At 73.0% G+C, this 26958-nt stretch carries 28 protein-coding genes; 21 read left to right on the top strand and 7 right to left on the bottom strand.

Annotation, left to right across the window (positions count from 1 at the left end; translation table 11 throughout):
• The first annotated feature begins 12 nt into the window (after positions 1-12).
• Genes BGP03_RS14055 through BGP03_RS14045 form a run of 3 tightly spaced genes read left to right on the top strand, consistent with a single transcriptional unit; the run spans position 13 to position 2446 of the window.
• On the top strand, positions 13-888 hold the full coding sequence (locus tag BGP03_RS14055) for a hypothetical protein (protein WP_296375208.1): 876 nt from the start codon (positions 13-15) through the stop codon (positions 886-888).
• Positions 888-1823 (top strand): prephenate dehydratase, encoded by a 936-nt coding sequence (gene pheA / locus BGP03_RS14050; protein WP_298797218.1) that lies wholly within the window; start codon positions 888-890, stop codon positions 1821-1823. The genes BGP03_RS14055 and pheA overlap by 1 nt, the downstream gene beginning before the upstream one ends.
• Positions 1820-2446 (top strand): histidine phosphatase family protein, encoded by a 627-nt coding sequence (locus BGP03_RS14045; RefSeq protein ID WP_296375204.1) that lies wholly within the window; start codon positions 1820-1822, stop codon positions 2444-2446. Before pheA ends, BGP03_RS14045 begins: the two co-directional genes overlap by 4 nt.
• 62 nt (positions 2447-2508) lie before the next feature.
• Here the strand turns inward: BGP03_RS14045 and BGP03_RS14040 are convergent, their stop codons facing one another.
• Together BGP03_RS14040 and BGP03_RS14035 are read right to left on the bottom strand one after the other, a co-directional pair.
• The gene (locus BGP03_RS14040) at positions 2509-2850 is read right to left on the bottom strand and encodes a metallopeptidase family protein (RefSeq protein ID WP_296375202.1); all 342 of its coding nucleotides are present in this window, start codon (positions 2848-2850) and stop codon (positions 2509-2511) included.
• Positions 2847-4013, bottom strand: coding sequence for a septum formation family protein (locus BGP03_RS14035; RefSeq protein ID WP_298797221.1), 1167 nt, complete (start codon positions 4011-4013; stop codon positions 2847-2849). The genes BGP03_RS14040 and BGP03_RS14035 overlap by 4 nt, the downstream gene beginning before the upstream one ends.
• A 178-nt stretch (positions 4014-4191) precedes the next feature.
• On the opposite strand from BGP03_RS14035, the gene BGP03_RS14030 reads away from it, so the two are divergent.
• From BGP03_RS14030 to rfbB, 11 genes are all read left to right on the top strand, one after another.
• Positions 4192-4854: a hypothetical protein gene (locus tag BGP03_RS14030; protein WP_296375199.1), complete on the top strand. Its 663-nt coding sequence runs from the start codon at positions 4192-4194 to the stop codon at positions 4852-4854.
• The gene (locus BGP03_RS14025; protein WP_296375197.1) at positions 4855-6018 is read left to right on the top strand and encodes a glutathionylspermidine synthase family protein; all 1164 of its coding nucleotides are present in this window, start codon (positions 4855-4857) and stop codon (positions 6016-6018) included.
• An 18-nt stretch (positions 6019-6036) separates the two neighbouring features.
• The gene (locus tag BGP03_RS14020; RefSeq protein ID WP_296375195.1) at positions 6037-6489 is read left to right on the top strand and encodes a DUF350 domain-containing protein; all 453 of its coding nucleotides are present in this window, start codon (positions 6037-6039) and stop codon (positions 6487-6489) included.
• A 34-nt stretch (positions 6490-6523) separates the two neighbouring features.
• Entirely contained in the window at positions 6524-6787 is a 264-nt protein-coding gene (locus BGP03_RS14015; protein WP_296375193.1) for a type II toxin-antitoxin system prevent-host-death family antitoxin, read from the top strand.
• Positions 6784-7188 (top strand): type II toxin-antitoxin system VapC family toxin, encoded by a 405-nt coding sequence (locus BGP03_RS14010; protein WP_298797224.1) that lies wholly within the window; start codon positions 6784-6786, stop codon positions 7186-7188. The genes BGP03_RS14015 and BGP03_RS14010 overlap by 4 nt, the downstream gene beginning before the upstream one ends.
• Before the next feature lie 51 nt (positions 7189-7239).
• Positions 7240-8295, top strand: a complete 1056-nt coding sequence (locus BGP03_RS14005) for a MerR family transcriptional regulator (protein WP_298797271.1) — start codon at positions 7240-7242, stop codon at positions 8293-8295.
• Between the two features lie 96 nt (positions 8296-8391).
• Positions 8392-9195, top strand: a complete 804-nt coding sequence (locus tag BGP03_RS14000; protein WP_298797226.1) for an HAD family hydrolase — start codon at positions 8392-8394, stop codon at positions 9193-9195.
• Positions 9196-9414: 219 nt separating this feature from the next.
• The gene (locus BGP03_RS13995) at positions 9415-9900 is read left to right on the top strand and encodes a phosphatase PAP2 family protein (RefSeq protein WP_298797273.1); all 486 of its coding nucleotides are present in this window, start codon (positions 9415-9417) and stop codon (positions 9898-9900) included.
• Positions 9897-10823 (top strand): decaprenyl-phosphate phosphoribosyltransferase, encoded by a 927-nt coding sequence (locus BGP03_RS13990; protein ID WP_296375187.1) that lies wholly within the window; start codon positions 9897-9899, stop codon positions 10821-10823. The genes BGP03_RS13995 and BGP03_RS13990 overlap by 4 nt, the downstream gene beginning before the upstream one ends.
• A gap of 1 nt (position 10824) precedes the next feature.
• Positions 10825-11715, top strand: coding sequence for a glucose-1-phosphate thymidylyltransferase RfbA (gene rfbA / locus BGP03_RS13985; protein WP_298797228.1), 891 nt, complete (start codon positions 10825-10827; stop codon positions 11713-11715).
• Between the two features lie 3 nt (positions 11716-11718).
• Positions 11719-12681 carry a dTDP-glucose 4,6-dehydratase gene (gene rfbB, locus BGP03_RS13980; RefSeq protein ID WP_296375183.1) on the top strand — a complete coding sequence of 321 codons (963 nt, stop codon included), beginning with the start codon at positions 11719-11721 and terminating at the stop codon, positions 12679-12681.
• Positions 12682-12738: 57 nt separating this feature from the next.
• On the opposite strand, the gene BGP03_RS13975 is transcribed toward rfbB, so the two are convergent.
• Both BGP03_RS13975 and rfbC read right to left on the bottom strand, forming a co-directional pair.
• Entirely contained in the window at positions 12739-13581 is an 843-nt protein-coding gene (locus BGP03_RS13975; protein ID WP_298797230.1) for an NAD(P)-dependent oxidoreductase, read from the bottom strand.
• Positions 13569-14111 carry a dTDP-4-dehydrorhamnose 3,5-epimerase gene (gene rfbC / locus BGP03_RS13970; RefSeq protein ID WP_298797232.1) on the bottom strand — a complete coding sequence of 181 codons (543 nt, stop codon included), beginning with the start codon at positions 14109-14111 and terminating at the stop codon, positions 13569-13571. The genes BGP03_RS13975 and rfbC overlap by 13 nt, the downstream gene beginning before the upstream one ends.
• 51 nt (positions 14112-14162) lie before the next feature.
• Here rfbC and BGP03_RS13965 point away from each other — a divergent pair, with 51 nt between their 5' ends.
• Genes BGP03_RS13965 through BGP03_RS13955 form a run of 3 tightly spaced genes read left to right on the top strand, consistent with a single transcriptional unit; the run spans position 14163 to position 15927 of the window.
• Positions 14163-14765, top strand: coding sequence for a class I SAM-dependent methyltransferase (locus BGP03_RS13965; RefSeq protein WP_298797234.1), 603 nt, complete (start codon positions 14163-14165; stop codon positions 14763-14765).
• Positions 14762-15532, top strand: a complete 771-nt coding sequence (locus BGP03_RS13960; protein WP_298797235.1) for a glycosyltransferase family 2 protein — start codon at positions 14762-14764, stop codon at positions 15530-15532. Before BGP03_RS13965 ends, BGP03_RS13960 begins: the two co-directional genes overlap by 4 nt.
• Complete coding sequence (locus BGP03_RS13955; RefSeq protein WP_298797237.1) at positions 15532-15927, top strand: DUF2304 domain-containing protein; 396 nt, start codon at positions 15532-15534, stop codon at positions 15925-15927. Before BGP03_RS13960 ends, BGP03_RS13955 begins: the two co-directional genes overlap by 1 nt.
• A 12-nt stretch (positions 15928-15939) precedes the next feature.
• On the opposite strand, the gene BGP03_RS13950 is transcribed toward BGP03_RS13955, so the two are convergent.
• From BGP03_RS13950 to BGP03_RS13940, 3 genes are read right to left on the bottom strand one after another with little or no spacing between them, the layout of a single operon-like run.
• Positions 15940-16959 (bottom strand): glycosyltransferase family 2 protein, encoded by a 1020-nt coding sequence (locus tag BGP03_RS13950; protein ID WP_296375169.1) that lies wholly within the window; start codon positions 16957-16959, stop codon positions 15940-15942.
• Positions 16956-18224, bottom strand: coding sequence for a hypothetical protein (locus BGP03_RS13945; protein ID WP_296375167.1), 1269 nt, complete (start codon positions 18222-18224; stop codon positions 16956-16958). The genes BGP03_RS13950 and BGP03_RS13945 overlap by 4 nt, the downstream gene beginning before the upstream one ends.
• Positions 18221-20209: a DUF6541 family protein gene (locus BGP03_RS13940; RefSeq protein WP_296375165.1), complete on the bottom strand. Its 1989-nt coding sequence runs from the start codon at positions 20207-20209 to the stop codon at positions 18221-18223. Before BGP03_RS13940 ends, BGP03_RS13945 begins: the two co-directional genes overlap by 4 nt.
• 156 nt (positions 20210-20365) lie before the next feature.
• Here BGP03_RS13940 and glf point away from each other — a divergent pair, with 156 nt between their 5' ends.
• The 4 genes from glf to BGP03_RS13920 all read left to right on the top strand — a co-directional run bounded on the left by glf (position 20366) and on the right by BGP03_RS13920 (position 26863).
• Entirely contained in the window at positions 20366-21562 is a 1197-nt protein-coding gene (gene glf / locus BGP03_RS13935; RefSeq protein WP_298797239.1) for a UDP-galactopyranose mutase, read from the top strand.
• Positions 21563-21653: 91 nt separating this feature from the next.
• The gene (locus BGP03_RS13930) at positions 21654-23099 is read left to right on the top strand and encodes a hypothetical protein (protein ID WP_298797241.1); all 1446 of its coding nucleotides are present in this window, start codon (positions 21654-21656) and stop codon (positions 23097-23099) included.
• Positions 23071-24774: a glycosyltransferase family 39 protein gene (locus tag BGP03_RS13925; RefSeq protein WP_298797243.1), complete on the top strand. Its 1704-nt coding sequence runs from the start codon at positions 23071-23073 to the stop codon at positions 24772-24774. Before BGP03_RS13930 ends, BGP03_RS13925 begins: the two co-directional genes overlap by 29 nt.
• A 61-nt stretch (positions 24775-24835) precedes the next feature.
• Positions 24836-26863 (top strand): glycosyltransferase, encoded by a 2028-nt coding sequence (locus BGP03_RS13920; protein ID WP_298797244.1) that lies wholly within the window; start codon positions 24836-24838, stop codon positions 26861-26863.
• The last annotated feature ends 95 nt before the right edge of the window (positions 26864-26958 follow it).

The raw sequence follows: 26958 nt of genomic DNA, 5'->3' as shown, positions 1-26958 counted from the left end.
GCGTCTGGGATCGTGACGACGGCGGCCGGTACCGACTCCTGGGCCATTCCTCCGCTGTTCGCCCGGCTCGTCGACGACACCAGCCTGCTGCAGCCCCGGGCCACGGCCCCCGGTGTCGACGCCGTGGTCGCGCGGTACCTCAGCTCCCGCGACGGCCGCTACGGCGGGCTGGTCGGGCAGCTCGTCTGCCCCGTGTCGCGACTGTCGGCCGTGGTCACCGAGCTCGCGCGCTCGGTGCCGGCCCGGCCCGTCGACGTCGCGCTCGTGGTGGACACCGGGCTCGGCGCGGTGCCCAAGGCGCTGTCCACGGTGTTCTCGCGGTCGAGCCTGCTCACCCCGCGCACCGTCGAGACGTCGGCCCCGCCGGACGTCGACGCCGTCTGGCTCGAGCGCGTCTCGGAGTTCGTGCCCGAGGACGTCATGGCCGTCGTCGAGCCCCGCCGTCCGCAGGCCGGTGACGTGCCCGGCACCACGGCCTGGCTCGAGGCGGTGCGCCGCGTGGCCGAACACGGGTGTGCCCCCAAGCTGCGCTGCGGCGGCCCCCGCGCGGCCGACGTGCCCGCCGCCGGCGACATCGAGCGGTTCGTGGAGGTCGTCGCCGGCACGGGGCGCTCGTTCACCGTGCTCGGGCTGCGCGACATCGTCCGCCCGGTCGACGGGCCGCCGCGCCACGGCGTGCTCAACGTCCTGGTCGCCGTGTCCCGGGCCCTGGGTGGCGAGAACGTGGCCGAGGCGCTGGAGAGCACCGACGGCACGGCGCTGGCCGCCGAGATCGAGGGGCTGTCCGAGGAGGCCGTCAAGGGCGTGCGGGGCATCCTGTCGCACTGCGGCGTCGATCTCGAGCCGGTGCCGGCCGCGCAGCTCGCGGGCCTGGGCCTGCTGGCCTGATGGCACGTCTCGCCTTCCTGGGCCCGAGCGGCACGTTCACCGAGCAGGCGCTGCGCTCGCTGCCCGAGTCCGACGGCGCCGAGCTCGTGCCGTGCGGCGGCAGCCTCGCGGTCCTCGCCGCCGTCCGGGACGGGTCCGCCGACGCCGGCTGCGTGCCGATCGAGAACTCCGTCGAAGGAGCCGTGCCCGCCGTGCTCGACGGGCTGGTGGCCGACCCGCCGCTGGTGATCGTCCGCGAGGCGCTGGTGTCCGTGAGCTTCGACCTCATGGTGCGCCCGGGCACCCGCCGCGAGGACGTCCGCACCGTCGCCTCCCACACGCACGGCATCGCGCAGACCCGCGGCTGGATCGCCCAGCACCTCCCCGACGCCGAGGTGCTGCTCTCGACGTCCACGTCCGAGGCCGCGGCGCAGGTGGCGCGCGGTGAGTTCGACGCGGCCGTGGCGTCGCCGCTGGCCGCCGAGCTGAACGGTCTGGAGGTGCTGGCAGGCGACGTCGCCGACAACGCGGGCGCCGTCACGCGGTTCGCGCTGGTGGCCAGGCCGGGGCCGCCGCCCGCCCCCACCGGTAACGACCGCACCAGCATCGCCGCCACCACCGAGAACCGGCCGGGCACGCTGCTCGGGCTGCTCACCGAGCTGGCGGTGCGGGGCATCGACCTCACGCGCATCGAGTCGCGCCCGATCAAGGACCGGCACGCCGAGTACTGGTTCCACCTCGACTGCCTCGGTCACGTCGCCGAGCCGGCGATGGGGGAGGCGCTCGCAGCGCTGCACCGCCGGTGCGACCGCGTCCGGTTCCTCGGCTCCTACCCGCGGGCCGGCAATGGCGCCGCACCCCGCCCGACCGGTCCCGCGGGTCCGCTCGGCGGCACGGACGGATTCGCCGCGGCCGAGAGGTGGCTGGCGGCCCTGCGATCGGGGACGAGCTGGTGACCCGCCTCATCCTGGCCCGCCACGGCCAGACCGCCGCCAACGTGACGAAGGAGCTCGACTCCCGCCCGCCCGGGCGCCCGCTCAACGAGCTCGGGCTGAGCCAGGCCGCGGCGCTCGGACAGCGGCTGGCGGGTGAGCGTCTCTCGGTCGTCCACGCCTCGACGGCCACGCGAGCCCAGCAGACCGCGACCCCGGTCGCCGCGGCGCACGGGTTCGACGTGCAGATCGTCGAGGGCGTGCACGAGGTGTACTGCGGCGATCTCGAGGGCCGCTCCGACGAGGACGCCCGCGCGCAGTTCGACCGCTGCTACCACGCCTGGTGGAACGGCGACCTCGACGCGCACCTGCCCGGCGGCGAGTCGGCGCTGGACCTGCGGGCGCGCTACGTCCCGGTGGTCGAGGCGATCACCGACGGCGCCTCCGACACGGTGGTGCTGGTGAGCCACGGGGCGGCGATCCGGCTGGCGGCGGCGGCCCTGCTGGGCGACACGGCGGAGACGAAGTACGTCCCCAACACGGGCCTGGTGATCCTGCAGCGCACCACGTCGGGCTGGGCCCTGGAGCACTGGGACGAGGCCTCGCCGGTCCGGGGCGACGTGACGGCGGGCGGGTCCCCGGCCTGACGGAGGTCGTGCGCGGAAATCAGTGCGGGAACACCGTTATCCGCGCACGGGCGCCGCAGGCGCTATCCCCAGCCCAGCTCGTGCAGGGTGTCCTCGTCGATGCCGAAGTGGTGGGCCACCTCGTGCACCACCGTGATGGCCACCTCGCGCACCACCTCGTCGCGATCGTCACCGCAGAAGTCCAGGATCGCGTCCTGGAAGATCGTGATCCGGTCGGGCAGGACGCCGCCGTAGTCGCTGGTGCGCTCGGTCAGGGCGATGCCCTCGTAGAGGCCCAGCAGGTCCGGCTCGTCGGGGTGCCGCCCGTCGACGAGCACCACGACGTTGTCCATCGCCGCCAGGAGCTCGGCCGGGATGGTGTCGAGCGCGTCGCCGACGAGCTCCTCGAACTCCGTCCGGTTCATCCCCGGGGAGCAGGCAGCGGGACGACCGGGTTGGCGGGTGCGGGCAGGGCGGCGGACGGGCCGGGCGTGGCCGTCGGCTGGTCGGAGGCCGGCGCCGCCGGGTCGGTGGTGGGCGGCGCGGGGACGCCCGGGTCCGGGGTGTCCGACGCGGGCGGGGCCGGCGTGCTCCCGACGGCGACGGAACCCTTGACCGAGCCCGTGACGGGGGCGAAGCCGCTGCGGTCGGGCAACAGTGCACCCAGGTTGCAGTTGACCTTGCGGGTGCCGGCCTTCCACGAGGCCTCGGTGATGTTGTCCCAGTAGACGGTGAGCTTCTTCTGGGCGATCACGTCGGGGTTGCCCGCGTAGGCGTCGGCGACCTTGTCGCACTCGGGCTGCAGGAACGCGTCCTGGTCGGCCACCGCGGGGAACCCGCCGGTGAACTTCTTCGACACGTCGACGATGCCGGCGGTCTCGACGGCGTGCGGCTTGGCGCAGTCGATGGGGTCGCCGATCTGCTTGCCGTTGATGGCGAGGCAGGTGCCGGGCTGCTGGACGTCGGCCTGGTCGCCGCCGGCCACCTTGCCCGCGAGCGGGTACAGGGCCCCGGACTGCGACGCGCTCTGCAGGCCGCACCGCAGCTCGCGGTCGCCCTGGGCCCACTTCGCGGCGGACGGCTTGAGCGCGCCCACCCGGTAGCGGCCGTTCGGGTCGAACGTGTTGTTCAGGTACTTGAGCACCACGGGCGTGCAGCGGGTCTTGACGAGGTCGCGCCACTGCTGGTCGGACGGCAGCGTGGCCTGGTCGGCGAGAGTGACGGAACCGGCCTGCTCGAACAGGTGCGGCTTGGCGCAGTCGACGACCTGCGCGTCGGCGGCGTCGGCGCGCGTCCAGTTCAGGCACGTGCCCGGCTGCGACGGCGGCGCCGGGACCTCGATGGTCTCCGGCTGGTCGTCCGGGGCGGGCAGCGAGGCGAACGTGCCGAGCACGGGCACGGTGGCGCCGGCGAACGTGTCCAGGGTGGCGACGCCGAACATCGTCAGCGCCCCGACCACGACCGCCGCGACCACGCGGCGCACGGTGCGGCTCTGGGGGTCGCCGGGGTGGGCCGGGGGAGTGTCGGCAGCGCTGCGCGGGGACCCCGGGGAGGAGGGCCTGGCCGCGCTCAGGAGTGAACGGCTCATGTCGACCGTCATCATGCCGTGACCTCGTCGCCCGGTCGGGGGTGGGGCGGCGCGGCTCGGTCATCGGTAGCTGGTGTGCTGCGAGCGTCAGCGTTGGCCCGAAATCGCACAACCGGTACGGTTCGCCCGCGCGGGGATCAACTGTGAACGGCGCGACGGCACAGCCGAGGGGGCTCGAGTGGCGAACGGTACGAACGACGACGACCCGACCGATCCCGGCGGGGTCCCCCGCCCGGCGCCCGGCTCGATGTCCTATCAGGACCCGTCCTCCACCACGCCCCGCCCGCCGACGCTGGCCGAGCAGAAGGCCCGTGAGCAGGCCGAACGCCGTCGTCAGGCGGCGGCCGCGCAGGAGGCGGAGGACGCCGAGAAGGCGCGGGTGAAGCGCAAGCGCATCCTCGTCGGCGCCGGCGTCACCGTGGGCGTGGTCGCGGTGATCGCCGTCGGCTACGGCATCTCGCAGGCCGGCGGCGACGAGACCGTGCAGGCCAAGTGCGTCGGCGAGGACGGCGTCGTGGTCGACGACTCCAACTGCGTGACGCCCGCGTCCACCACCACCTACCACTCCGGCGGCGGCTTCTACCCGATCTTCATCGGCAGCGGCGGTCGGCAGTACTACTACAACTACGGCGGCAGCGGTGACATCGGCCAGCGCGTCTCCGGCGGCACCACCACCGTCCCGAAGAGCTCCACGCGCGTCTCGACGTCGTCGGGCAAGACGCTCTCGGGCGGCAAGGTGTCGAGCTCGTCGGGCGGCGGCTCGGCCTCCGACGGCGGCAGCAGCTCGGTGACCCGCGGCGGCCTCGGCAGCTCGAGCGGCAGCTCGAGCAGCGGCTCCTAGATGGAACGCCACACCGGCACCCCCCGCCCGGGCTGGGAGAAGACCGTCGCGGAGCAGGGGATGGTCTACGGCGCACCCGGCCGGGGCCAGGGCGGCGTCGACCGGCCCTACTGGGACGAGTCGGTGCACTACACGTTCTCGATGGACGAGGTCCTCTCCCTGGAGGCCGACGTCGAGGTGCTGCACTCGATGTGCCTGGAGGCCGTCGACCACGTCGTCACCACGGAGCGGTTCCGCGACTTCGCCATCCCCGAGTACGCGTGGGAGGGCGTGGCGGCGTCGTGGAAGCGCAGCGACCCGCACGTCTACGGCCGGTTCGACCTGCGCTACGGCGGCGACGGCCCGTGCAAGCTCCTGGAGTACAACGCCGACACCCCCACCACGCTGCTCGAGGCGTCGATCCTGCAGTGGAACTGGCTCAAGGACACCCACGGGTCCGACGACCAGTGGAACTCCATCCACGAGAAGCTCGTGGAGCGCTGGGGGCAGGTCAAGGCCACGCTGCCCGGTGACGACGTCTACTTCACGTGGTCGGGCGGCGACACCAGCGGCGAGGACCACGTCACCGTCGGGTACCTGCAGGAGACCGCCGCCGAGGCTGGCCTGAACACGATCGGCCTGGCCATCGAGGACATCGGCTGGGACGCGTCGCTCGACCGGTTCGTGGATCTCGCCGAGGCGCCGATGGCCGCGGTGTTCAAGCTCTACCCGTGGGAGTGGGTGCTCACCGACGACTTCGGCAAGCACGTGCTGCGCAGCCTCCCCGAGACGCTGTGGGTCGAGCCGCTGTGGAAGACGATCCTGTCCAACAAGGCACTGCTGGCCGTCATGTGGGAGATGTACCCCGGCCACCCCAACCTGCTGCCCGCCTACCTCGACCAGCCCGGGATGCTCACCGAGTACGTGCGCAAGCCCCGGCTCGGCCGTGAGGGCGCCAACATCTCCATCGTCTCGCCCGGATCCGAGACCGAGACCTCCGGCGTCTACGGCGAGGAGGGCTACGTCTACCAGCTCTTCGCGCCGCTGCCCGAGTTCGACGGCTTCCGCCCCGCGCTCGGCGCGTGGGTGGTCGGCGACACCTCGGCCGGGCTGGGCATCCGCGAGACGGTCGGCCTCGTGACCGACGACGGCGCGGCGTTCGTCCCCCACCGCATCCCCGAATGACGTTTCTGGAGGTTTGACGTGACCCCTGATGTCCATCTGGCAGCTCTCGACGGTGCCGTGATCGGTACCGGCATCGGCGCGATCCTGCTCTACGCGGTGCTCGGCGTGCTGCTGATGCTGCTGGGCTTCTTCGCCGTGGACCTCACCACGCCCGGCCCGCTCAACAGGCAGGTCCGGGAGGGCAGGCCCAACGCCGTGATCATCACGGCCGCGGGCATGGTCGGCATCGCGTTCATCGTGGTGGTGTCGATCTACGTGTCGTCCGGTGCGCTGCTCGACGGCCTGCTCACGACCCTGATCTTCGGCGTGGTCGGCGTCGTCGCCCAGGTGCTGGGCGCCCGGCTGCTGGAGTGGATCACGGGCATCGACATGCGCGCCGTGCTCGCCGGCGAGACGACGGTGCCGCAGGTCTATCTGGTGGCGGCCGTGCACATCGCCCTGGGCCTCGTGGTGGCGGTCGCGATCATCTGAGCCAGGCCGTAGGCCGATGGCCTACACTCGTCGCATGAGGGACGAGATCGCGTCGCGCGAGCTGCGGAACGACACGGCGGGGGTACTCCGACGCGTCCAGGCCGGCGAGAGTCTCGCGGTGACGGTCAACGGCCGGCACGTGGCCGATCTCGTGCCCGCCCAGCGGTCCCGACGGAGCTGGACCAGCCGCGACGTGATCGTGGCGCGGCTGCGGCGGGCGCAGGCCGATCCCGGTCTGCGGGCCGACCTCGCCCTTCTCGCCGGCGACACCACCGACGATCTGCCGCCGATCCGGTGACGTCTCCGACGAGAGGTCTCCTCGACACGAGTGTCTTCATCGCCGCCGAGAGCGGTCGCCCGCTGAACGAGGAGCGGGTCCCCGACGAGGCGGCCATCTCCGTCGTCACGCTGGCCGAGCTCCAGGCGGGGGTCCTGGTGGCGGCCGATGTCGAAACCCGGGCCCGCAGGATGACCACGCTCGACGCCGTCGCCGACGTGGAGCTGATCGAAGTCGACGAGGCCGCGGCGCTGATGTGGGCGAGGATGAGGGTGCATCTCGCGCAGGCAGGTCGGCGCGTGAACGTGAACGATCTGTGGATCGCCGCCAGTGCCGCGTCGCGTGGTCTTCCGGTCGTCACGCAGGACGACGACTTCGACGCCGTCGTCGGGGTCGGCGGCCTGGAGATCATCCGGGTCTGACGGGTTGACCCTCGACCAGGTCGAGGCGGGAGGGTCGGTGTCGTGGAGAGCATGCGCGGGATCGGCCGGATGTCCCGGGAGTCGGGGCTGACGGTGAGCGCCCTGCGGTTCTACGACGGCGTCGGGCTGCTGAGCCCGGCCCACGTGGACCCGCAGAGCGGCTACCGCTTCTACGCGCCCGAGCAGGTCGCGGTGGCGCGGCTGGTGGCCGTGCTGCGCCGGGTCGGGATGCCGCTGGCCGGCATCCGGGAGGTGCTGGAGCACCGCGCCGACCCCGCGCACGTCGACGCGCTGCTGGCCGGGCACGTCCGTGCCCTCGAGGCGGGGCTGGCCGACGCCCGCCGTGCGCTCTCCGCGGTGCCGTTGCTGCTCGAACCCCTGGAGAACCCCGTGTCCGTCACCGTGCCCGCCCCCGACCTCGCCGCCGCCCTGCGCGCCGTCCGGTTCGCGGCGGGGTCCGATCCCGGGCTGCCCGTGCTGGCGAGCGTCCTGTTCGACCTGGCCGACGGCGTGCTGAGCCTCGTCGCGACCGACCGCTACCGCCTGGCCCTGGCGACGGTGCCCGCGTCGGAGGGCTCCGGGTTCTCCGCGGTCGTGCCCGTGGCGGTGGCCGACGAGATCGCGGCCGTCCTCGGCGCCGACACCGACGCCGATCCCGACCCCGACGCCGACCCCGACACGGACACCGTCACGATCACCGTCGAGGGCGCGACCATCACGGTCCGGACGGACGGAGCCGAGGTCAGCGGCACGCTGCGCGACGACGCCTACCCCGACCACCGCGGCATGCCCTGGGACCGGTGGACCCCCACGGGCACGGCGACCGTCGACGCGGAGGCCCTCCGCGCGGCCGTCGCCGGCGCGCCGGAGCGGACGTCGGTCCGGGAGCAGGACGGCGTCGAGTTCCCGGTCACGGAGCTGGCGGTCGGGCCCGGCGGGGCCGTGACCGTCGCGCCGGGCGGGGTCGGGGTGAACCGCGAGTTCCTGCTGGAGGCCGTCGACGCCGGCGGGGGCGGTCAGCTGATGCTCTCCCTCGACGGCCCGGTGGCGCCGCTGGTGCTGCGCTCGGAGCGGTCCACGTCGCTGCTGATGCCGGTGCGGCTGTAGGTGAACCCCCGTGATCACGGGCGGGTGGTCGCCCGTCGATCTTCCCGGACGACCGCGTGCCCGTGGTCAGCGCCGGTGCGGCCGTAGGCTGGTCACGTGCAAGCTCCCCGGTTGGTCGCCACGGACGTCGACGGCACCCTGCTCAACCCCTTCGACGAGGTGACGCCGCGGACGTCGGCCGTGATCGAGCGGCTCGTGGCCGGAGGTGTGACGTTCGTGCTGGTCACCGGGCGTCCGCCGCGCTGGATCCCGCCGGTGGTGGCCCAGCTGCCCATGACCCGCTTCGCCGTGTGCGCCAACGGGGGCGTGCTCTACGACGCCGTCGAGGACCGCGTCGTCTGGTCGCGCACCATCGACCCGGCCACGCTGGCCGAGCTGGCGACGGTGATCACGGCGACGCTGCCGGGCTGCCGGCTGGCCGTCGAGGGCGTCGGGGAGGTGGCGGCGGGGGACCACTTCGTCGCCGAGCCCGACTACATCCACGCCTGGGCCGACGGTGACAACCACACCGCCCCGCGCACCGACCTGCTCACCCGGCCCGCCGTGAAGATGCTGATCCGCGACCCGCAGATGCGCAGCGACGCGATGGTGGCCGCGCTCGCCCCGGTCATCGGGGACGCCGCGGATCTCACGTTCTCCCACCCCCGCGGGCTCGTCGAGATATCGCCGGCCGGGGTCACCAAGGCCACCGGCCTGGCCGAGGTCTGCGACCGGCTCGGGTTCACCGCGGCCGACGTCGTCGCGTTCGGGGACATGCCCAACGACCTGGAGATGCTGCGCTGGGCCGGGCACGGCGTCGCGATGGGCAACGCCCACGGCGACCTGCACGCCGTGGCCGACGAGGTCACCGCCAGCAACGCCGACGACGGCTTGGCACTGGTGCTCGAACGCTGGTTCTGAGCCGGGCCGCGACGGCGAACGCGACGTGGCGGTCCGGCGAACTCGCGGGGCCGTGCGGCGGCCGCCGGAGGGGTTGGGCAGGGGGGTCGGTGACCACGCGTAGCATCGGCCACCGTCCGCGTACTTCTCGACGCCCGTGATGGAGGCCCCCGCACCGTGGCCCAGCTCCTCGACGACGCCCCGCAGCGTGCCGCCGACCCCGCCGGGACCGAGGTCCAGGTGCTGCAGGCCGTGCAGGGCGCAGCCGCAGGTACGGCCGTGGTGAGGGCCGCGCGCGCGATGTCGCTGTTCGGCGAGCACGCCGCGGGCTGGCTGACCATCGGGGCCGTCGGCGCCCTGGTCGACGCCCCGCGCCGCCGGGAGTGGCTCACCGCCGCCGCCGGGGTCGCGCTCGCGCACGGCGCATCCATCGGGGTCAAGCGCATGGTGCGCAGGCCGCGCCCGCACGATCCGCGCGTCCAGGTGCTGGTGGGCACGCCGAGCCGGCTCAGCTTCCCGTCGGCGCACGCCACGTCCACCACCGCCGCCGCCGTCCTGTTCGGCGCACTGATCCACAAGCCGCTCGTGCCGCTGCTGGTGCCGCCGATGGCACTCTCGCGGCTGGTACTCGGCGTGCACTACCCCAGCGACGTCGTCGCGGGTTCCGTGCTGGGGGCCGCGGTCGCGGTCGCCACACGACGCCTCGCCCAGAGGGGGACCAGATGACCAGCACCGACGTGCCCACCACCGAGGCGCCGTCGCCGCCGCCGCGCACCCCCGTGGGCGTCGCCCGCGGTGTGCTGCGGACGATGCGCCCCAAGCAGTGGGTGAAGAACGTCCTCGTCCTGGCCGCGCCGTTCGTGGCCGGCACGCTGTTCACCACCGGCATCGTGCTGCACCTCGTCATCGCGTTCGTGGCGTTCTCGCTCGCCGCGTCCGGCGTCTACCTGGTGAACGACGCCAACGACGTCGAGGCCGACCGCGCGCACCCCACCAAGCGCAACCGGCCCATCGCGGCGGGGATCGTGCCGGCCGGGCTCGCGCTCGGCGTCGCGGTGGTGCTGCTCCTGGGGGCGCTCGCGCTGGCCTGGCTGGCCAGCACCCAGCTGCTGGTCGTGCTGGCCGTCTACGTCGCGGTGCAGCTGGCGTACTGCTTCTGGCTCAAGCACCAGCCGGTCCTGGACATCTGCATCGTCGCGTCGGGGTTCCTGCTGCGCGCCATCGCGGGCGGCGCGGCCACCGGCATCCCGCTGTCGCAGTGGTTCCTGCTCACCGCCGGGTTCGGCTCGCTGTTCATGGTGGCGGGCAAGCGCTACGCCGAGATGATGCTGGCCGAGCGCACCGGGGCCAAGATCCGCAAGTCGCTGGAGGCCTACTCCGCGTCCTACCTGCGGTTCGTGTGGGCCCTGTCGGCCACCGTGCTGACCGTGACGTACTGCCTGTGGGCGTTCGAGATCCGCGAGGCGCACCACAACTCGGTGTGGTCGGTGATCTCCATCGTCCCGTTCGTGGTGGCGGTGCTGCGGTACTCCGTGGACGTCGACTCCGGCAACGGCGGCGCCCCCGACGAGATCGCGCTGGCCGACCGGGCGCTGCAGGTACTGGCCCTGGTCTGGGTCGCGACCCTCACGCTCGCCGTCTACCTGTGATGTGAAGGGCATCATCCTGGCCGGTGGCTCCGGCACCCGGTTGCACCCGATCACCCGCGCGGTGTCGAAGCAGCTGCTGCCCGTCTACGACAAGCCGATGATCTACTACCCGCTGTCGGTGCTGATGCTGGCCGGCATCCGGGAGATCCTGGTGATCTCCACCCCGCACGACCTCCCGCAGTTCCGCCGTCTCCTCGGCGACGGCGCGGAGGTCGGCCTGGTCATCACCTATGCCGAGCAGGCCGCCCCCAACGGGCTCGCCGAGGCGTTCGTCATCGGCGCCGACCACGTGGGCGACGACGCCGCCGCGCTGGTGCTGGGCGACAACATCTTCCACGGCCCCGGCTTCTCCGCGATGCTGCAGGGCGCCATCGCCGACATCGAGGCGAAGCGCGCCGGCTGCGTGCTGTTCGGCTACCAGGTGCGCGACCCCCAGCGCTACGGCGTGGCCGAGGCCGACGCCGACGGGCGGCTGCTGTCGATCGAGGAGAAGCCGGAGAGACCGCGGTCCAACCGGGCGGTCACCGGGCTGTACTTCTACGACAACGACGTGCTCGGGATCGCCGCCGGGCTGTCGCCGTCGCCGCGGGGCGAGCTCGAGATCACCGACGTCAACCGGGCCTACATGGAGCGCGGCACGGCGATGCTGCGCGACCTCGGCCGCGGTTTCGCGTGGCTCGACACCGGCACCCACGAGTCGCTGCTGGAGGCGGGCGAGTACGTCCGGGTGCTGGAGACGCGCCAGGGCATCCGGATCGCCTGCCTCGAGGAGATCGCGATGCGCAAGGGCTTCATCGACGCCGATGCCGCGTACGCGCTCGGCGAGGCGCAGGCCAAGTCGGGCTACGGCGAGTACGTCATGGACGTCGCATCCGCGTTCCGCGAGGAGTGAATCGTGCAGGTTCTGGTCACCGGCGGCGCCGGTTTCATCGGGTCGAACTACGTCCGGTCGCTGCTCCGCGGTGACTACCCCGCCTTCGCCGGCGCCGAGGTCGTGGTGCTCGACCTGCTCACCTACGCCGGCACCCTGACCAACCTCGAGGGCTGCAGCCCGCGGTTCGTCCAGGGCGACATCCGCGACCCGGAGGTCGTCGCGCAGGTCATGGCGGGCACCGACGTGGTGGTGCACTTCGCGGCCGAGTCGCACGTGGACCGCTCGATCACCGGCGCGGCCGACTTCGTCTCCACCAACGTCGTCGGCACCCAGGTGCTGCTGCAGGCGGCTCTGGAGGAAGGCGTCGACCGGTTCGTGCACGTCTCCACCGACGAGGTGTACGGCTCGATCGACGAGGGTTCCTGGCCCGAGACCCACCCGCTGGAGCCCAACTCGCCGTACTCGGCGTCGAAGGCGAGCTCGGACCTGCTCGCGCGCTCCTACCACCGCACCCACGGCCTGCCGGTGTGCATCACGCGCTGCTCCAACAACTACGGGCCGCACCAGTTCCCGGAGAAGGTCATCCCGCTGTTCGTCTCCAACCTGCTCGACGGGAAGAAGGTGCCGCTCTACGGCGACGGCCAGAACGTGCGCGACTGGCTGCACGTCGACGACCACTGCCTCGGCATCCAGCTGGTGGCCGAGAAGGGGCGCGACGGCGAGGTCTACAACATCGGCGGCGGTACCGAGCTCACCAACCGCGACCTGACCTACCGCCTGCTCGAGGCGGTGGGCGCCGGGGAGGAGATGATCGAGCCGGTGGCCGACCGCAAGGGCCACGACCGCCGATACTCGGTCGACTGGAGCAAGATCGCGGGCGAGCTCGGCTACGCCCCCCGGGTGGACTTCGCCGACGGCCTGGCGAAGACGGTGGCGTGGTACCGCGACAACCGCACCTGGTGGGAACCCCTCAAGCCGGCGTGAGCCCGTCCTCGCAGACCTGGTGTCCTCCTCGCAGGACCCAGGGACCCTGCGAGGAGCTCACGCGGTCTGCGAGGACCCGACGTACTCGGCCAGCCGGGCGCGCCAGTCCGGGAGGTCCACGCCGGCCGCCTCCGCCTTCGCCGTGTCCAGCACGCTGTTCAGGGGGCGCTTCGCCGCTGCGGGCCTGTCGGCGAAGTAGGCCGCCGTGGTGGTGCCGGTGACCGTCAGGTCGGCGTGGCCGGCCAGCGCGTAGGTCTCGCGCGCCACCTCCGCCCACGACGCGGGCTCGCCGCCGCCCGTCACGTGGTAGGTGCCGAACGGGGCCTGCGTGGTGACCAGGTGGACGATCGCCGCCGCGAGGTCCGGGGCGAAGGTCGGGCGACCGATCTGGTCGTCCACCACCGTCGGGGAGATCCCGCGTCCGGCCAGCGCCAGCATCGTGCGCACGAAGTTGCGGCCCTCGCCGACCACCCACGTGGGACGCAGCAGGTAGTGCCGTTCGACCGACTGCACGACGAGGTCCCCGGCCGCCTTGGACGCGCCGTAGGCCGAGAGCGGCGCCACCGGGTCCTCCTCGACGTACGGACGGTCGGCGGTGCCGTCGAACACGTACTCGCTCGACAGGTGCACGAGGATCCCGCGCTGCCGCCGCGCGACCGCCGCGAGCGCTCCGGGCCCGGTGGCGTTGGCCCGCCACGCGGCGGCGCGCCCGTCGGCCGTCTCGGCCCCGTCGACGTCGGTGAACGCGCCCGCGTTGACGACCACGTCGAAGGCCGGCCAGTCCAGGTCGGCGGGGTCGGCGATGTCGAACTCCGCGCGGGTCAGCGCGGTGGCGTCGGGCAGCGCGGCGGCCAGGGCGCGGCCCACCTGACCTCCCGCCCCGAGGATCAGCGCGCGCACGTGAGCTCCGCCAGCGTCGGGTGGCCGCGGTCCTTGTCGGAGCGGATCGCGTCGGCCTCGACGACGGGCCAGTCGATGCCCAGGGCCGGGTCGAACGCCTGGATCAGCGTGTACTCCGCGTCCGGCGACCAGTGCTCGTTGACGAGGTACGTGTACGCGACGTCCGGCGTGAGCGTCTGGTAGCTGTTGCCGCACCCCCGGGGCACGAAGAGGGCGTTGCCCGGGTGCAGCTCGAACGTCTCGACCCGGCCGCGGCTCTCGCCGTCGCGCAGGTCGACGATCGCGGCGAACGCGCGTCCGTTGGCCAGCGAGATGTACTTGTCCCACGGCTCGGCGTGGATCCCGCGAGTGACGCCCACCTCGGCGTTGAACGAGACGTTGTTCTGCACGATCTCGAACGGCGGGAAGCCCAGCGCCTCCAGCTTGGCGCGCTGGAAGCCCTCCTTGAACCAGCCGCGCCCGTCGGAGTGCAGGTCGAGGTCGATCCGGAGCAGTCCGGGGATGCTGGTTTCCGCGATCTGGAGCGCCACGGTCGCGAGTCTCGCAGCCGCGGTGAGACGGGGGCCGGTAGGGTGCGGTCCGTGGCGGGACAAGATGGAGACACGGCGTCCGCGGCGTACACCGAGCGGCTCACGCGGCGTTCCGGGGCCCGCTGGAAGCAGCTTCTGGACGTGCAGGCGCCGTACCGGTGGAACCTGCGGCGCATCCTCGGTGAGCGACGCACCCTCGACGTCGGGTGCGGCATCGGCCGCAACCTGTACAACCTCCCGGCCGGCAGCCTCGGCGTGGACCACAACGCCACCTCGGTGCAGCAGTGCCGTGAGGCCGGGCTGTCCGCGATGACGTCGGACGAGTTCCTCGCGCAGGACCCCGCGGAGCACGGTGGCTTCGGCGGACTGCTCGCCGCCCACGTCGTCGAGCACCTCCCGGCCGACGGCGCGGTCGACGTGATCGCGCCGTACCTGCCCTACCTCGCGCACGACGCGAAGATCGTGCTCATCTGCCCGCAGGAGCGCGGCTTCGCCTCCGACCCCACCCACACCGTGTTCACCGACCAGACCCGTCTCGGCGGCATCGCCCGCGACCTGGGTCTGCGCGTCGAGAAGCAGTACTCGTTCCCGCTGCCGCGCTTCACGGGCAAGGTGTTCACCTACAACGAGTTCGTGACGGTCGCCGCGCGATGACCACCGAGGACGTCCGGGCGCCGATGACGACACCCTCCGCCGCCACCACCGGTGAGCTGCTCGTGGTGCTGCCGGCGCTCAACGAGCAGGACAGCGTCGCGCGCGTCGTCGCCGAGGTGCGGGCCGCGCAGCCGTTCGCCACCGTGCTCGTCGTCGACGACGGCTCCACCGACTCCACCGCCGCCCGGGCGTCCCGCGCGGGCGCGCTCGTGATGCGGCTGCCGTTCAACCTCGGCGTCGGCGGGGCCATGCGCGCGGCCTACCGCTACGCCCGCGAGAACGACTTCTCGTTCGTCGTGCAGGTGGACGCCGACGGGCAGCACGACGCGTCCGAGATCGCGAACCTGCTCGCCGTGGTCGACGTCGACGCCGACGTGGTGATCGGCTCCCGGTTCGCCGGCCGCGGCGACTACGCGGTCCGTGGCCCCCGCCGCTGGGCCATGCGGCTGCTCTCGGCCGCGCTGAGCAGCATCTGCGGCACCAGCGTGAAGGATCCGACGTCGGGGTTCCGGCTGGTCAACCGCCGCGCGATCGCGCTGTTCGCCGAGCACTACCCCGAGGAGTACCTCGGCGACACCGTCGAGGCGCTCGTCATCGCCCATCGCGCGGGCCTACGGATCACGCAGGTCCCGGTGGTGATGCGGGCCCGCGAGACCGGCACGGCCAGCACCAACCCGTTCCGCTCGGGCGTCTACCTGATGCGGGTGGTGGTGGCGGTGGGGCTGGCCCTGATCCGCCGCGCCCCCAGGGACGGCCGGGACTTCTGATGGCCGGCCCCCGCCTCACGATCGTCTCGGTGATCGTCGCCATCGCCGCGCTGGTGCTGGTGTTCGAGCTGCTGCGCCGGCGCCGGCTCCGCGAGAAGTACGCGGTGATCTGGGTGGTCATCTCGATCGGCACGCTGGTCGTCGCCCTGTTCCCGCCGCTGCTGGGCTGGGTCGCGGCGTTGGTGGGCATCCAGACCCCCAGCAACCTGCTCTTCTTCACCTCGCTGATCATCCTGTTCGCGGTGTCCCTGCAGCTCTCCCGCGAGGTGGGGTTGCTGGAGGAGCAGTCCCGCCGCCTGGCCGAGGAGGTCGGCGGTCTGAAGCTGCGCATGGATGCCCTCGAGCAGGAGAAGGCGGAGCAGCCGCCGGTCACGGTCCCCGACGGGGCCGAGTAGCCCCCACGGGGGTCAGCGCAGGGCGCGCTTCGCCGCCCGCCAGTACGTGCGGATCACCGCGTTGGCCACGCGCGTCACCGGGGCCGGGCCGATCGCCGACGGGTCGAAGTCGGGGGTCAGGCGCTGCATCCACTCCGCGTCGGGGACGCGGGCCTCGGCCTGCACGAGCCTGCGGCGCTCCGCGATGTGGCCGCGGTGGCGCCACAGCCACACCCAGCCGCGGACCTTGCCCCCGCCCCACCCTGCGGCGACGGCGTAGGCGGCCAGCATCACCTCGGAGACCACCAGCACCGGGGCCAGCGCCACCAGTGCGCGCCGGCTCCACAGCGTGGAGATCATCATCAGGCGGTTGCGCTCCAGCAGGTACATCTTGAACCCGTTGCGGGAGAACTCGTAGTGGTGCAGCGCGATCGCCGCGGGCACGCAGCGGACGGTGAGCCCGAGGCGCCAGGCGCGCAGGCTCATCTCGGTGTCCTCGAGGTAGGCGAAGTACTCCTCGTCGAAACCGCCGAGCGTCTTCCAGACCGAGCCGAGCATCAGCACGCACGCGCCGCTGGCGCCGGTGACGTCGTAGGGCTCCGTCCGCGTCTCCGGGCGGTCCATGTCGCCGGCCCACGACAGGCCGATCAGGTGCACGGGGTTGCCCGCGCTGTTGATCAGGTGCGGCGGCTCGGCCAGCCGGATGCCGGCCATCACCGGACCGACCCCGGGCCGGGACGCCTCGGCGACGAGCAGCGCGAGCGTGTCCGGGCGCAGGATGCAGTCGGAGTTCACCAGCGCGACGAACTCGGTGCCGAGGTGCTCGACGCCGAGGTTGCAGCCGCCCGCGAACCCGGTGTTGCGGCCCGGGGCGACGTGCTCGACGCGCTCGTCGTCGGGCACGGCGGCGAGGTCGTCGGGGGCGCAGCCGTTGTCGACCAGCGCGATCCGGACGTCGACGTCGGCGGAGGCGAGGATCGAGGCGATGCACTCGGCGAGGTAGGGCTGCTCCTGCCAGGCCAGCACCACCACCCCGACGGTCGGGGCGGTCACGTCTGGGCTCGGTGTCGGCGGCGCACGAGCGTCAGGACTACCAGTACGACGCCCGCGCCGATCAGCTGCCCCTCCGCGGCGGCGGTCAGCGGCGGCACGGCCAGCAGTGCGACGGCCAGCAGCACGACCAGGCCCGCGATCCACGCCAGCGCGGCGGCGGCGGGGCGGCGCAGGGCGATGAGGTGGGTCTGCCCGATCTGCGCGACCGCCCCGATCACCGTGGACGCGGCGAGGAGGACGAGCACCCACGTGGGCGGCGGGGTGCCGGCCTTGAAGACCAGCTCCCCGACCAGCGGCACGACGAACACCGCGGCCGCGACCCACACCGTGCCCGCGACCAGCATGAACGCGCCGAGCAGGCGGGTGGTGCGGCGGACGCCCGTGGCGTCGCCGGTGGTGGCCATCGCCGTGAACATCGGCAGCAGCAGGGCCTGCACGGACGGGAAGAACAGCACGGGCGCCCGGATGATCACCGCGGCGGCGAAGAAGCCCGCGGCCACCGCCGGGGCGTCGGTGAGCCGCGAGGTGACGGCGACGGGCGCCAGGTTCCACAGGCCCTGCCCGGCCAGCAGCAGCGCGGCCGACCAGACGACGGCCCGGGTGGTGGACCCGGGTCGAGCGGATCCGGGGACCGGTGCCGGGGCGCCCGCCGGGCCGCCGCTCAGGGCGGGGCGCGCCACGACCGCCGCGGCGACCAGCGGCGCCAGCGCCACCACGGCGATCCACATCGTGGCGGTGCTGTCGCCGAGGAGCACGAGCACCAGCGCCCCGACGATCCCGATGCCCGCCTCGATCCAGAACGTGGCGGCGTAGAGGCCGTAGCGGCGCTGCCCGGCCAGCGGCCCGCGCAGCAGGTACGACGAGGCCATCCCGGCCGCCCCCAGGGCGAGCAGCGCGATCACGGAGAAGCCCGAACCCATGATCCCGCTGATGAGCGGGCTGCTGACCCCGAGCAGCACGAAGGCCCCGACCAGCAGCAACCCGGTGTGGCGCAGGGCCGCGCGGCGGGCCGGACCGTCGTCGAGCCCGGCCGCCCCGGCCTCGGCGACCGCGCGGGTGGCCTCCAGCTCGACCGCCGCGAACAACCCGCGGCCGACGGTGTTGACCAGTAGGTAGTAGGAGCTGATCGCGACGAAACCGGCCGCGTCGAGGTGCCGGGCGGCCACCGCCAGCACCGCGTAGTTGGACAGGGCGAGGCCGAGCTGGCTGCCGGCCACCTGCACCGCCGACCCGCCCTGGCGGAGCACGGCCGCTGCCCGCGTCACCGGTTGCCCTCGGCCAGCGCGGGCTGCGCCGGGCCTGCGGGCGCGGGTGCGTCGTTGATCTCGTAGAGCACCACGTCGGGGTTGCTGTAGACCTTCGTCAGCCACGGCTGACCCGCCAGGCTGACCAGCCCCGGCTCGCGGGAGGCGTAGCTGCGCAGGAAGCCCGCGTCGAGCATGACGTAGCGGATGTCGAGCTGGGCCACGGCCGCCTGCACCGCGGGGTCGGTCGGGTACTGGTTGAAGCGGTCGGCCAGCAGGTTCGCGTCGGGGCCGGTGCGGGTGGCGTCGTAGTGCGCGGCCACGGGCTTCACCCCGGTGAGGGCGTAGAGCCAGACGGAGCCGTCGCCGCGGTCGTTCAGTACGCGCTCGCCCGGAGGCACGATCTTCGCGATCGCCTGCATGCCCTGGATCTCCAGTGGCGACACGGCCGGGCCGTCGCCGGAGTTCTTCGTCATCTGCAGCTGGTCGCGGCCGATGTAGAGCCCGCGGGTGACGTAGCCGAAAGCGAGGATCGCGGCCACCGACGTGACGAGCGCGGTCGCGAAGACGAGGCGTCGCGCGGTGATCCGGACCAGCAGCGCGGCCAGCCACCGCTGCGCCTCCGCCACCCCGTGCCCGATGATCACGCAGAGCGGCACGGCCGTGAGCGCGATGAGGCGGTAGCGGTCGTTCCACCACAGGCTCGTGATCGTCTTGACCCAGTGGGCGTCGTTCGACGCGGCGAGCACGAACAGCACGCCGAAGATCGCGGCGGTGGCGGCCACCCAGCGCAGGTTCCCCAGCCGCCGGTAGCCGATCAGCCCGACGACCAGCACCAGCGACAACCGGATCTGCGCGGTCGGGGCGTTGTGGCTGAACGTCAGGATCTGGCCGAGCGCCTCGGGCATCGTGAGGTCGGCGGGCCAGGTGACGGTGGTGATGCTGGCGCCGCTGCTGAGCGTGCCGGCGACCTGCAGGAAGCAGACGGCCGCGGCGAGGACGCCCGGCACCACCAGCACCGCCACCTCGCGCGGGACCGCCGACGGGCGGGTCCACCAGCGCTGCACCAGCGCGGGGAGGCTGAACAGCACCGCGCCGATGAGGATGGCCGGGTGCAGGCACAGCAGAGCCGCCAGCCCGGCGGCGAACAGCAGCGCCGGGCGCACGGTGGCGCGGAGGCCCCGCGCATCGAGGACGTCGAGGACGAGCACGAGCAGCAGCGGCGTGAGCGCCACCCCGGTGGCGAACGGCAGCAGCGGCCCCCGCCAGAGGTTGTCGTAGATCGAGGTGATCGACACCGACGCCAGCGCCGTGGCCGCGGCGAGCAGCGGACGGCCGCCGAAGCGCCGCACCATCGCGGCCAGCGACAGCGCGAGCAGGCCGGGGATCAGCACGGTGTGGGCGTTGAGGACGGTGGGGATGCTCGCCCCCGTCAGCTGGTACACCGCGGCGGCCACCAGGTGGTAGGCGTTGGGGTAGAAGACGGTGACGTCGTTCTCGTACCAGTTGGTGGTGCCCATCGCGTACAGGCCGCCGTCGCCGGTGTCGGCGATCAGCCGGATGCCGTTGGCGTGGAACGCGGCGTCCCAGTCCTGCGGGATCGCGCCGAGCTGCCTGATGCCGCCCAGCACCGCGGCGACCCCGACCCCGACGGCCACGACGACGCTGACCACGACGCCGAGCTGCGCGGTGCGCGCCCAGGCCGGGACGACGGGCTCCGCGGGCTCTCCGCGGCGGCGGCGCAGCAGGAACCGCACCCCGCCCACCACGACGCACAGCACCAGCGTGGCCAGCGCGAACGTCAGGGGTGACCACTTCACGCCCAGCTCGCTGGAGAAGGGTCCGGCGAGGCCCGCGATCGCGTAGGTGAACAGCGGCGCGGTGGCGACGAGCGTCCAGCCGCGCAGCCCGCTCAGCACGCCGAGCAGGCCGCCCGGGAGCAGCAGGGCCACGACGTAGGTGGCGATCACGCCGACGTCCGCAGGCGTCACGTCGGGGATCGACATGACGCCTCCTTCGATAACCGGTCGCCGATGTCCGCGCGAAATGCTGGTCGCCGATCAGGTTACGGACCGTGTCGGCACGCTGGGGCGGGGCCCCGCACGGCCCGGCGTCGCAGCCCGTGTACCCGCTGTATCGGGCCGCCACTACCCTCGGGCACCGTGGGTTACACGGGATACGACCTCGTCGTCGTCGGATCGGGCTTCTTCGGGCTGACCATCGCCGAGCGGGCCGCCGTCGAGCTGGACAGGCGCGTGCTGGTGCTCGAGCGCCGCTCGCACATCGGCGGCAACGCGTACTCGGAGATCGAGCCGGAGACCGGCATCGAGATCCACCGTTACGGCGCGCACCTGTTCCACACCTCCAACGAGCGGGTGTGGGAGTACTGCAACCGCTTCACGGAGTTCACCGGCTACCAGCACCGGGTGTTCGCGCGCGTGGGTGAGCAGGTCTACGCGTTCCCGATGAACCTGGCGCTGATCAACCAGTTCTTCGGGAAGTCGCACACCCCCGACGAGGCGCGTGCGCTCATCGCCGAGCAGTCCGGTGAGATCGCGACGAAGGACGCGAAGAACCTCGAGGAGAAGGGCATCTCGCTGGTCGGCCGGCCGCTCTACGAGGCGTTCGTCAAGGGCTACACGGCCAAGCAGTGGCAGACCGACCCCACGCAGCTCGACCCGTCGATCATCGCCCGGCTCCCCGTCCGCTACACGTTCGACAACCGGTACTTCAACGACCGGTTCGAGGGCCTGCCCCGTGAGGGCTACACGGCGTGGCTGGAGCGGATGGCCGACCACCCGAACATCGAGATCCGTACCGACGTCGACTACTTCGACGTGCGCGGCGAGATCCCCGCGGGCACGCCCACGGTCTACACCGGGCCGCTCGACCGCTACTTCGACGACTCCGAGGGCAAGCTGTCGTGGCGCACGCTGGACTTCGAGCAGGAGGTGCTCACCGACACCGGTGACTACCAGGGCACCCCGGTCATGAACTACAACGACCAGGACGTCCCCTTCACGCGCATCCACGAGTTCCGGCACTTCCACCCCGAGCGCGACTATCCGACGGACAAGACGGTGATCGTCCGGGAGTTCTCGCGGTTCGCCGAGCCCGGTGACGAGCCGTACTACCCGGTGGGCACCCCCGAGGACCGCGCGAAGCTCACCCGCTACCGCGAGCTCGCGCGCAAGGAGACCGCCAACTCGAACGTCCTGTTCGGCGGCCGCCTGGGCACCTACAAGTACCTCGACATGCACATGGCCATCGGCTCGGCGCTGACGATGTTCGACAACCGCATCGCGCCCTACTTCCGCGAGGCCAAGCCCCTGGCCGGCTCGGAGAGCGCCGAGGACTGACATCGGGCTCCGGCCGGGTCACGCGGCGACGAGCCTCTCTCCGACACCGAGCCACCGACGACGGAAAACCCCCGCAGGGTCTAATGGACCGATGGGGTGGCGGCGACCGGTGGTCGCGATGGCGGCGGGGCTGGTCGCAGGCCTCGTCGTCGTCATCTCGCTCGGGCTGCCCTCCGCGCCGGCCGGCGCCGGGGACAACGGCGACGGCTACCGGCTCTACTGCGGCGCGGGGCTCGCGCCGGCCACACCCGACGGACGGTCCAACTGGGAGGGCGGGGTGGTCCTCGACTTCACCTCCGGGTCGGCGCCCTGTTCCGATCCGATCGCGTCCTCCGCACTGCCGATCCTGCGCCTGGCGACCACCGGCGCGGGCCCGGTGTGGTCGCTGAGCAGGCTCGGGTTCCTCTACGCCCTCGCGATCGCCGTGGCGGCGGCCGTGGCGGCGTGGGCCGTCGGCCCCGGGGTGCGGATGCTGGTGCTCGTCCCCGCGGTGGTGCCGCTGGCCGGCCCGACGTTCTCGCGCTTCTTCGTGTCGACGTTCGGGGAGCCCGCCGGGCTGCTCGGGGCCTGCGTGCTGTGTCTGGGGGCCGGCGTGCTCGCGGTGACCGACCGGAGGCTCGTCCCGGAACGGATCATCGGGCTGGTGCTGGTGGCCGGCGGCGGTCTCCTCGCCGCGACGGCCAAGACCGCCTACGTGCCGCTGCTCGGCATGGCGGTGCTGATCTGCGCGGCCACCGCCGTCCGCACGGCCGGACGCAAGCGGGTGGCCGGGCCGGTCGTCGCGGTCGTCGCTCTGCTGCTCGCCGTTGCCCCGGTGCTGGCGGGCGTGGGGTGGCAGCAGCGCAACTACGCGGTCGTCAACGCCCACAACCTCGTGTTCACGGTGGTGCTGCCCGAGGTCGGCGACGACGCCCTGGTCCCGCTGGGGCTGCCGGCGGCGGCCGCGCCGTTCGCCGGCCGCGCCTACTTCCCCGAGGGCGCCGACGGCTACCCGGGGTCCGAGGTGGTGGCCGCCCGGCCCGGCGAGGTGCGCTCGGCCGCCTACCGCGAACTGCTGACCCATCCCGGTGCCGCCCTGCGGGCGTTCGGCACCGGGCTGGAGGCGACGCTCGGCGCCCGGCTGGACTACCTGCCGTCGCAGCCCCTGACGGCCACGACCGTGCCGCCGGTGCTCGGCTCGTCCGTGGGGGAGCAGGGGGCCGACCGGGGCCGGCTGCTGGCCTGGCTCGACTCGCTTCCCGTGCCGTGGCTGCCGGCGGTGGTGGCGCTGGTCGGCGTCGTGGCCGGCCTGATCGGGCGCACCGCGTTCACCCGGATCGCCGCGCTCGGCGGGGCGTCCGCGGTCGGGCTGGTCGTCGTCGCCGTGCTCGGCGACGGCTACTTCGAGATCGCCAAGCACGTCTGGCTCGCCGCCTACCTGCTCGAGGTCGCCGCCGCCGCCCTCGTCCTGGCCGCGGCCGCGGCACTGCTCTCCCGGAGGCGGAGCGGCACCTGGGACACTGCCCCGCATGACCGACACGCTCGTCGAGCCGGCTGAGCCCCAGGTCGGGTGGCCGCCGGTGGACCGGCGTCGGGTGCCGTGGGGCGCCGGGCCTGCCGTGCTGGCGCCGGCCGCGCTGTTCGCGTGGCACGCCGCGCAGTACGGGCGCTGGGAGGTCGACGACGCGGCCATCACGTTCTCCTACGCCCGCTCGGTGGCCATCGGCGCAGGTCCGGTGCTGCAGCCCGGCCTGCCGCCCGTCGAGGGCTTCTCCGACCCGGCGTGGCTCGCGCTGCTGGTCGTCGGCCGCCGGCTCGGGCTGTTCGACCACGGCACCTGGTTCGGCGTGCCGGACTACGTCGCCTACCCCAAGGTGCTGGCGCTCGTGCTGGTCACGGGCATGTTCGGCTGCTTCTACGCGGCGGCGTCGGCGGTCTCGCGCCGTCCCGCGGTCGTCACGGTCCTGGCCGGGGCGGTCTGTGCCGCGATCCCGTCGTTCGTGATCTGGTGCGTGTCCGGGCTGGAGAACTCGCTGTTCGCACTGGCCGTGGTGGCGATCGCGACGGTGATGGTCCGGGCGCACGCGCGCGGCCGGCTCGCCTCGTGGGGCCCGGCGCTCGCGTGCGGGCTGCTCGCCGCGCTGGCCGCGCTGACCCGCCCCGAGGGGGCGATCTACGCCGCCGCCTACCCGCTGGCCGTGCTGATCATGCTGCGGTGGCCCCGGTGTGTGCGGAGCCTGGTGGCGGTGGCCGTCTCAGTGGTGGCGTTCCTCGTCCCCTACGGCGCCTACCTGGCCTGGCGCTGGTCCACCTTCCACGCCTGGCTGCCCACCACCGCCGTCGCGAAGTCGCAGGGTCTGCCGACCGCGGCCGGGTTCGCCAAGGTCAGCGACCTGGTGGCCTACGGCGGCTGGCTGGCGGTGCTGCTCGGCGTGCTCGTGGTCGGGGCGGCCGCAGCCCGCAGCTCGTCCGTCCGCCACGCCGTGGTGCTGGTACTCGTGCCGCTGGGCCTCGCGCTGGTCGCCTACGGCGTGCTGCGGCCGGACTGGATGACGCAGTACCGGTTCGCCACGCCCGTCTGGGCGCTGGGCGCGTTGGTGGTGGGGCTGGCGGCCGTGGAGGTCGTTAGCGGGCTGCGGTGGCGCGGGCTGGCGGTGCTGGCCGTCGTGCTGGCCGGGGCGGCGGTGATCTCCGGCGCGCAGTGGATCGCGCAGGCGGCGGTGTTCCGGGCCGAACCGGTGGCGCCGATGTGCCTGATCGTCGTGAACTCCGGCCGCGAGTTCAACGGCTACGTGGACATCCTGGGTCTGACGAACCCCACGCTGTTCGCCCCCGAGATCGGCGGCGACGCGCTCACCGGCACCTCACTGCTCACCGACGGCGCCGGGCTCGCCGAGCCCACCATCGCGAAGCTCTGGGCGGCGAAGGACTGGGCCGGGGTGCGCGACTACGTGCTCGACGACGTCAGACCGTCGTTCCTCAAGGCCCACGGCCAGTTCCGCACGCAGATGGCCTTCGACACCGACCCCCGCTTCGTCCGCGACTACGTGCTCATCGGCGAGACGCCCAACAAGGGCGGCAACTGGGTACGCCGCGACCTCGTACGGGACCCGGCCACGATGGCCCGGCTGCAGGACTGGGCGCGGCAGGCCCTCGCCGCGGACGCGGCCCAGCGCGCCACTCCGCTGGCCTCGTGCGGTGACCGGCTGACACCCGGTGCTACCCGGGCGTAACAGTGGCGCCGCCCACGTCGCTACCCTCGGTGGGACACCCGCGACACGACAGGACTGCGCTTTGACGACCACCGCCGCCACGCCGCCCGCCGCCGCGCCCTCCACCGGGCCCGTGCCGTCGCCGGGTGGGCAGCCGGGCAGTCTGCTGCAGCGCGTGATCCTGCCGCGGGCGGGCGACCCGATGAGCGTCCGCTCCCTCTACATGGACGAGCGCACCGGCATCCGGCTCACCACGATGCCGTCGATGCCCGGCGAGCCGGTCAGGAAGATCCTCAACCTCGCGGGATCGTCGCTCGGCGCCCGCAGCCTGACGGCCACCTCGCGCACGTCCGCGGTGGTCAAGGAGCAGAGCGAGGTCTCCTTCGGCGCCTACTTCAACGCGTTCGCGGCCAGCTACTGGCGCCGCTGGAGCGCGTTGACGGAGGTGCGCCTGCGCCTGGAGGTCGAGGGCGACGGCCGCGTCGACGTCTACCGCACCAAGTACGACGGCTCGCACATCTACGAGCACGGCGAGGTCATCGGCGGCGGCGCCAACGGTTCTCGGGGCCGCCGCTGGATCGAGATCCCGCTGGACCTGCGCCCGTTCGAGGACGGCGGCTGGTACTGGTTCGACCTCACCACCGACGTCGGCGAGCTCACGCTGCACGCCGGCGGCTGGTACGCGGTCGGCGAGGCCCCGGGCCGTGCGGCCGTCGCGATCGGCATGCCCACGTTCAACCGCCCCGCCGACGCCGTCGCCACGCTCACCGCGATCGGCTCCGACCCGGCCGTGCTCGAGGCCGTCGTCGCGGTGATCGTGCCGGACCAGGGCACGAAGAAGGTGCGCGACGAGCCCGGTTTCGAGGCGGCCGCGGCCGCGCTGGGCGACCGCCTGCGGATCATCGACCAGCCCAACCTCGGCGGGTCGGGCGGCTACGCGCGGATCATGTACGAGGCGCTCGAGCACACCGAGTGCGAGCAGATCCTCTACATGGACGACGACATCCTGCTGGAGCCCGACTCGATCCTGCGGGCCGTCGCGTTCTCCCGGCACTCGCGCGAGCCGATGCTCGTCGGCGGGCAGATGCTGTCGCTGCAGGCGCGCTCGCAGCTCTCCACGATGGGCGAGGTCGTCGACCGCAACGCGTTCCTGTGGCGCAACGCCCCGGGCACCGAGCCGCACCACGACCTGGCCGACCGCACGCTGCGTCAGACGCCGTGGCTGCACCGGCGCACCGACGTCGACTACAACGCCTGGTGGATGTGCCTCATCCCGCGCGCGGTGGCCGAGGACGTCGGCATGCCGCTGCCGCTGTTCATCAAGTGGGACGACGCCGAGTACGGCCTGCGCGCCGCGTCCAAGGGCTACCGCACGGCCACGGTGCCGGGCATCGCGATCTGGCACATGTCGTTCCTGGAGAAGGACGACACGAGCGACTGGCAGGCCTACTTCCACTACCGCAACCGGTTCGTCGCGGCCGCGCTGCACGGGCCGGACAACCCCCGCGCGCTCGTGCTGGACACGGTCAAGCGCACCCTGCGGCACCTGATACTCATGGAGTACTCGGCCGTGGCGCTGCAGGAGATGGCGCTGCGCGACTTCCTGGCCGGACCCGAGGACCTCTTCCCGTCGCTGCCGGTGATCCTCGGCAAGATCCGGGCCAAGCGGGCCGAGTACGATGACGGCCGCCCGCTCGACTCGGCCACCCAGGTGCCGCTGTCGAACCTCGACGCGCTGGCCGCGCAGGCGTTCCCCGAGCCGCCCAAGGGCAAGGTCGCCATCGCGAAGGGCCTCGCGCGCAGCGTCGTGCACAACCTGCGGGCGCCCGACCCGGCCCACCACGTGGTGCCCCAGCGCAACCTGCCGTCCCGGTACGCGCAGTGGTTCGTGCTCTCGCGCCTCGACTCGGCCACCGTCTCCACGCCCGACGGCCGGGGCGTCACGTTCCGCCGTCGCGACCCGCAGATGTTCAAGGCCATGCTCGCCACCTCGGTGTCGCAGCTGCGGCGGATCGCGAAGGAGTGGCCCGAGCTGCGTCGCCGCTACCGGGCGGCCCAGCCGGAGCTGACCAGCCGTGAGGCGTGGGCGCGCAACGTGTTCGATCGCTGACGTGCGCGGTGAGTGATGTCGGGACCCGATCGGAGGCCTCACGGCCCGTAGGATCGCGACGTCGCAGGAACAGCGTTCCTCCCGTCGCCGAGAGA

Origin of the sequence: Pseudonocardia sp. 73-21, assembly GCF_001899645.1 — a bacterium.
Lineage (GTDB): Bacteria > Actinomycetota > Actinomycetes > Mycobacteriales > Pseudonocardiaceae > Pseudonocardia.
Note: the sequence above shows the minus strand (reverse complement) of the source record. Positions and strands in the feature narration are given on the sequence as shown.

Excerpts from the sequence above, each read along its gene's own strand:
- pheA (WP_298797218.1), top strand. The coding sequence starts at position 888 with ATGGCACGTCTCGCCTTCCTGGGCCCGAGCGGCACGTTCACCGAGCAG.
- BGP03_RS14040 (WP_296375202.1), bottom strand. The coding sequence starts at position 2,850 with ATGAACCGGACGGAGTTCGAGGAGCTCGTCGGCGACGCGCTCGACACC.
- BGP03_RS14035 (WP_298797221.1), bottom strand. The coding sequence starts at position 4,013 with ATGAGCCGTTCACTCCTGAGCGCGGCCAGGCCCTCCTCCCCGGGGTCC.
- BGP03_RS14025 (WP_296375197.1), top strand. The coding sequence starts at position 4,855 with ATGGAACGCCACACCGGCACCCCCCGCCCGGGCTGGGAGAAGACCGTC.
- BGP03_RS14015 (WP_296375193.1), top strand. The coding sequence starts at position 6,524 with ATGAGGGACGAGATCGCGTCGCGCGAGCTGCGGAACGACACGGCGGGG.
- BGP03_RS14005 (WP_298797271.1), top strand. The coding sequence starts at position 7,240 with ATGCGCGGGATCGGCCGGATGTCCCGGGAGTCGGGGCTGACGGTGAGC.
- BGP03_RS13990 (WP_296375187.1), top strand. The coding sequence starts at position 9,897 with ATGACCAGCACCGACGTGCCCACCACCGAGGCGCCGTCGCCGCCGCCG.
- BGP03_RS13960 (WP_298797235.1), top strand. The coding sequence starts at position 14,762 with ATGACCACCGAGGACGTCCGGGCGCCGATGACGACACCCTCCGCCGCC.
- BGP03_RS13955 (WP_298797237.1), top strand. The coding sequence starts at position 15,532 with ATGGCCGGCCCCCGCCTCACGATCGTCTCGGTGATCGTCGCCATCGCC.
- BGP03_RS13940 (WP_296375165.1), bottom strand. The coding sequence starts at position 20,209 with ATGTCGATCCCCGACGTGACGCCTGCGGACGTCGGCGTGATCGCCACC.
- BGP03_RS13930 (WP_298797241.1), top strand. The coding sequence starts at position 21,654 with ATGGGGTGGCGGCGACCGGTGGTCGCGATGGCGGCGGGGCTGGTCGCA.
- BGP03_RS13925 (WP_298797243.1), top strand. The coding sequence starts at position 23,071 with ATGACCGACACGCTCGTCGAGCCGGCTGAGCCCCAGGTCGGGTGGCCG.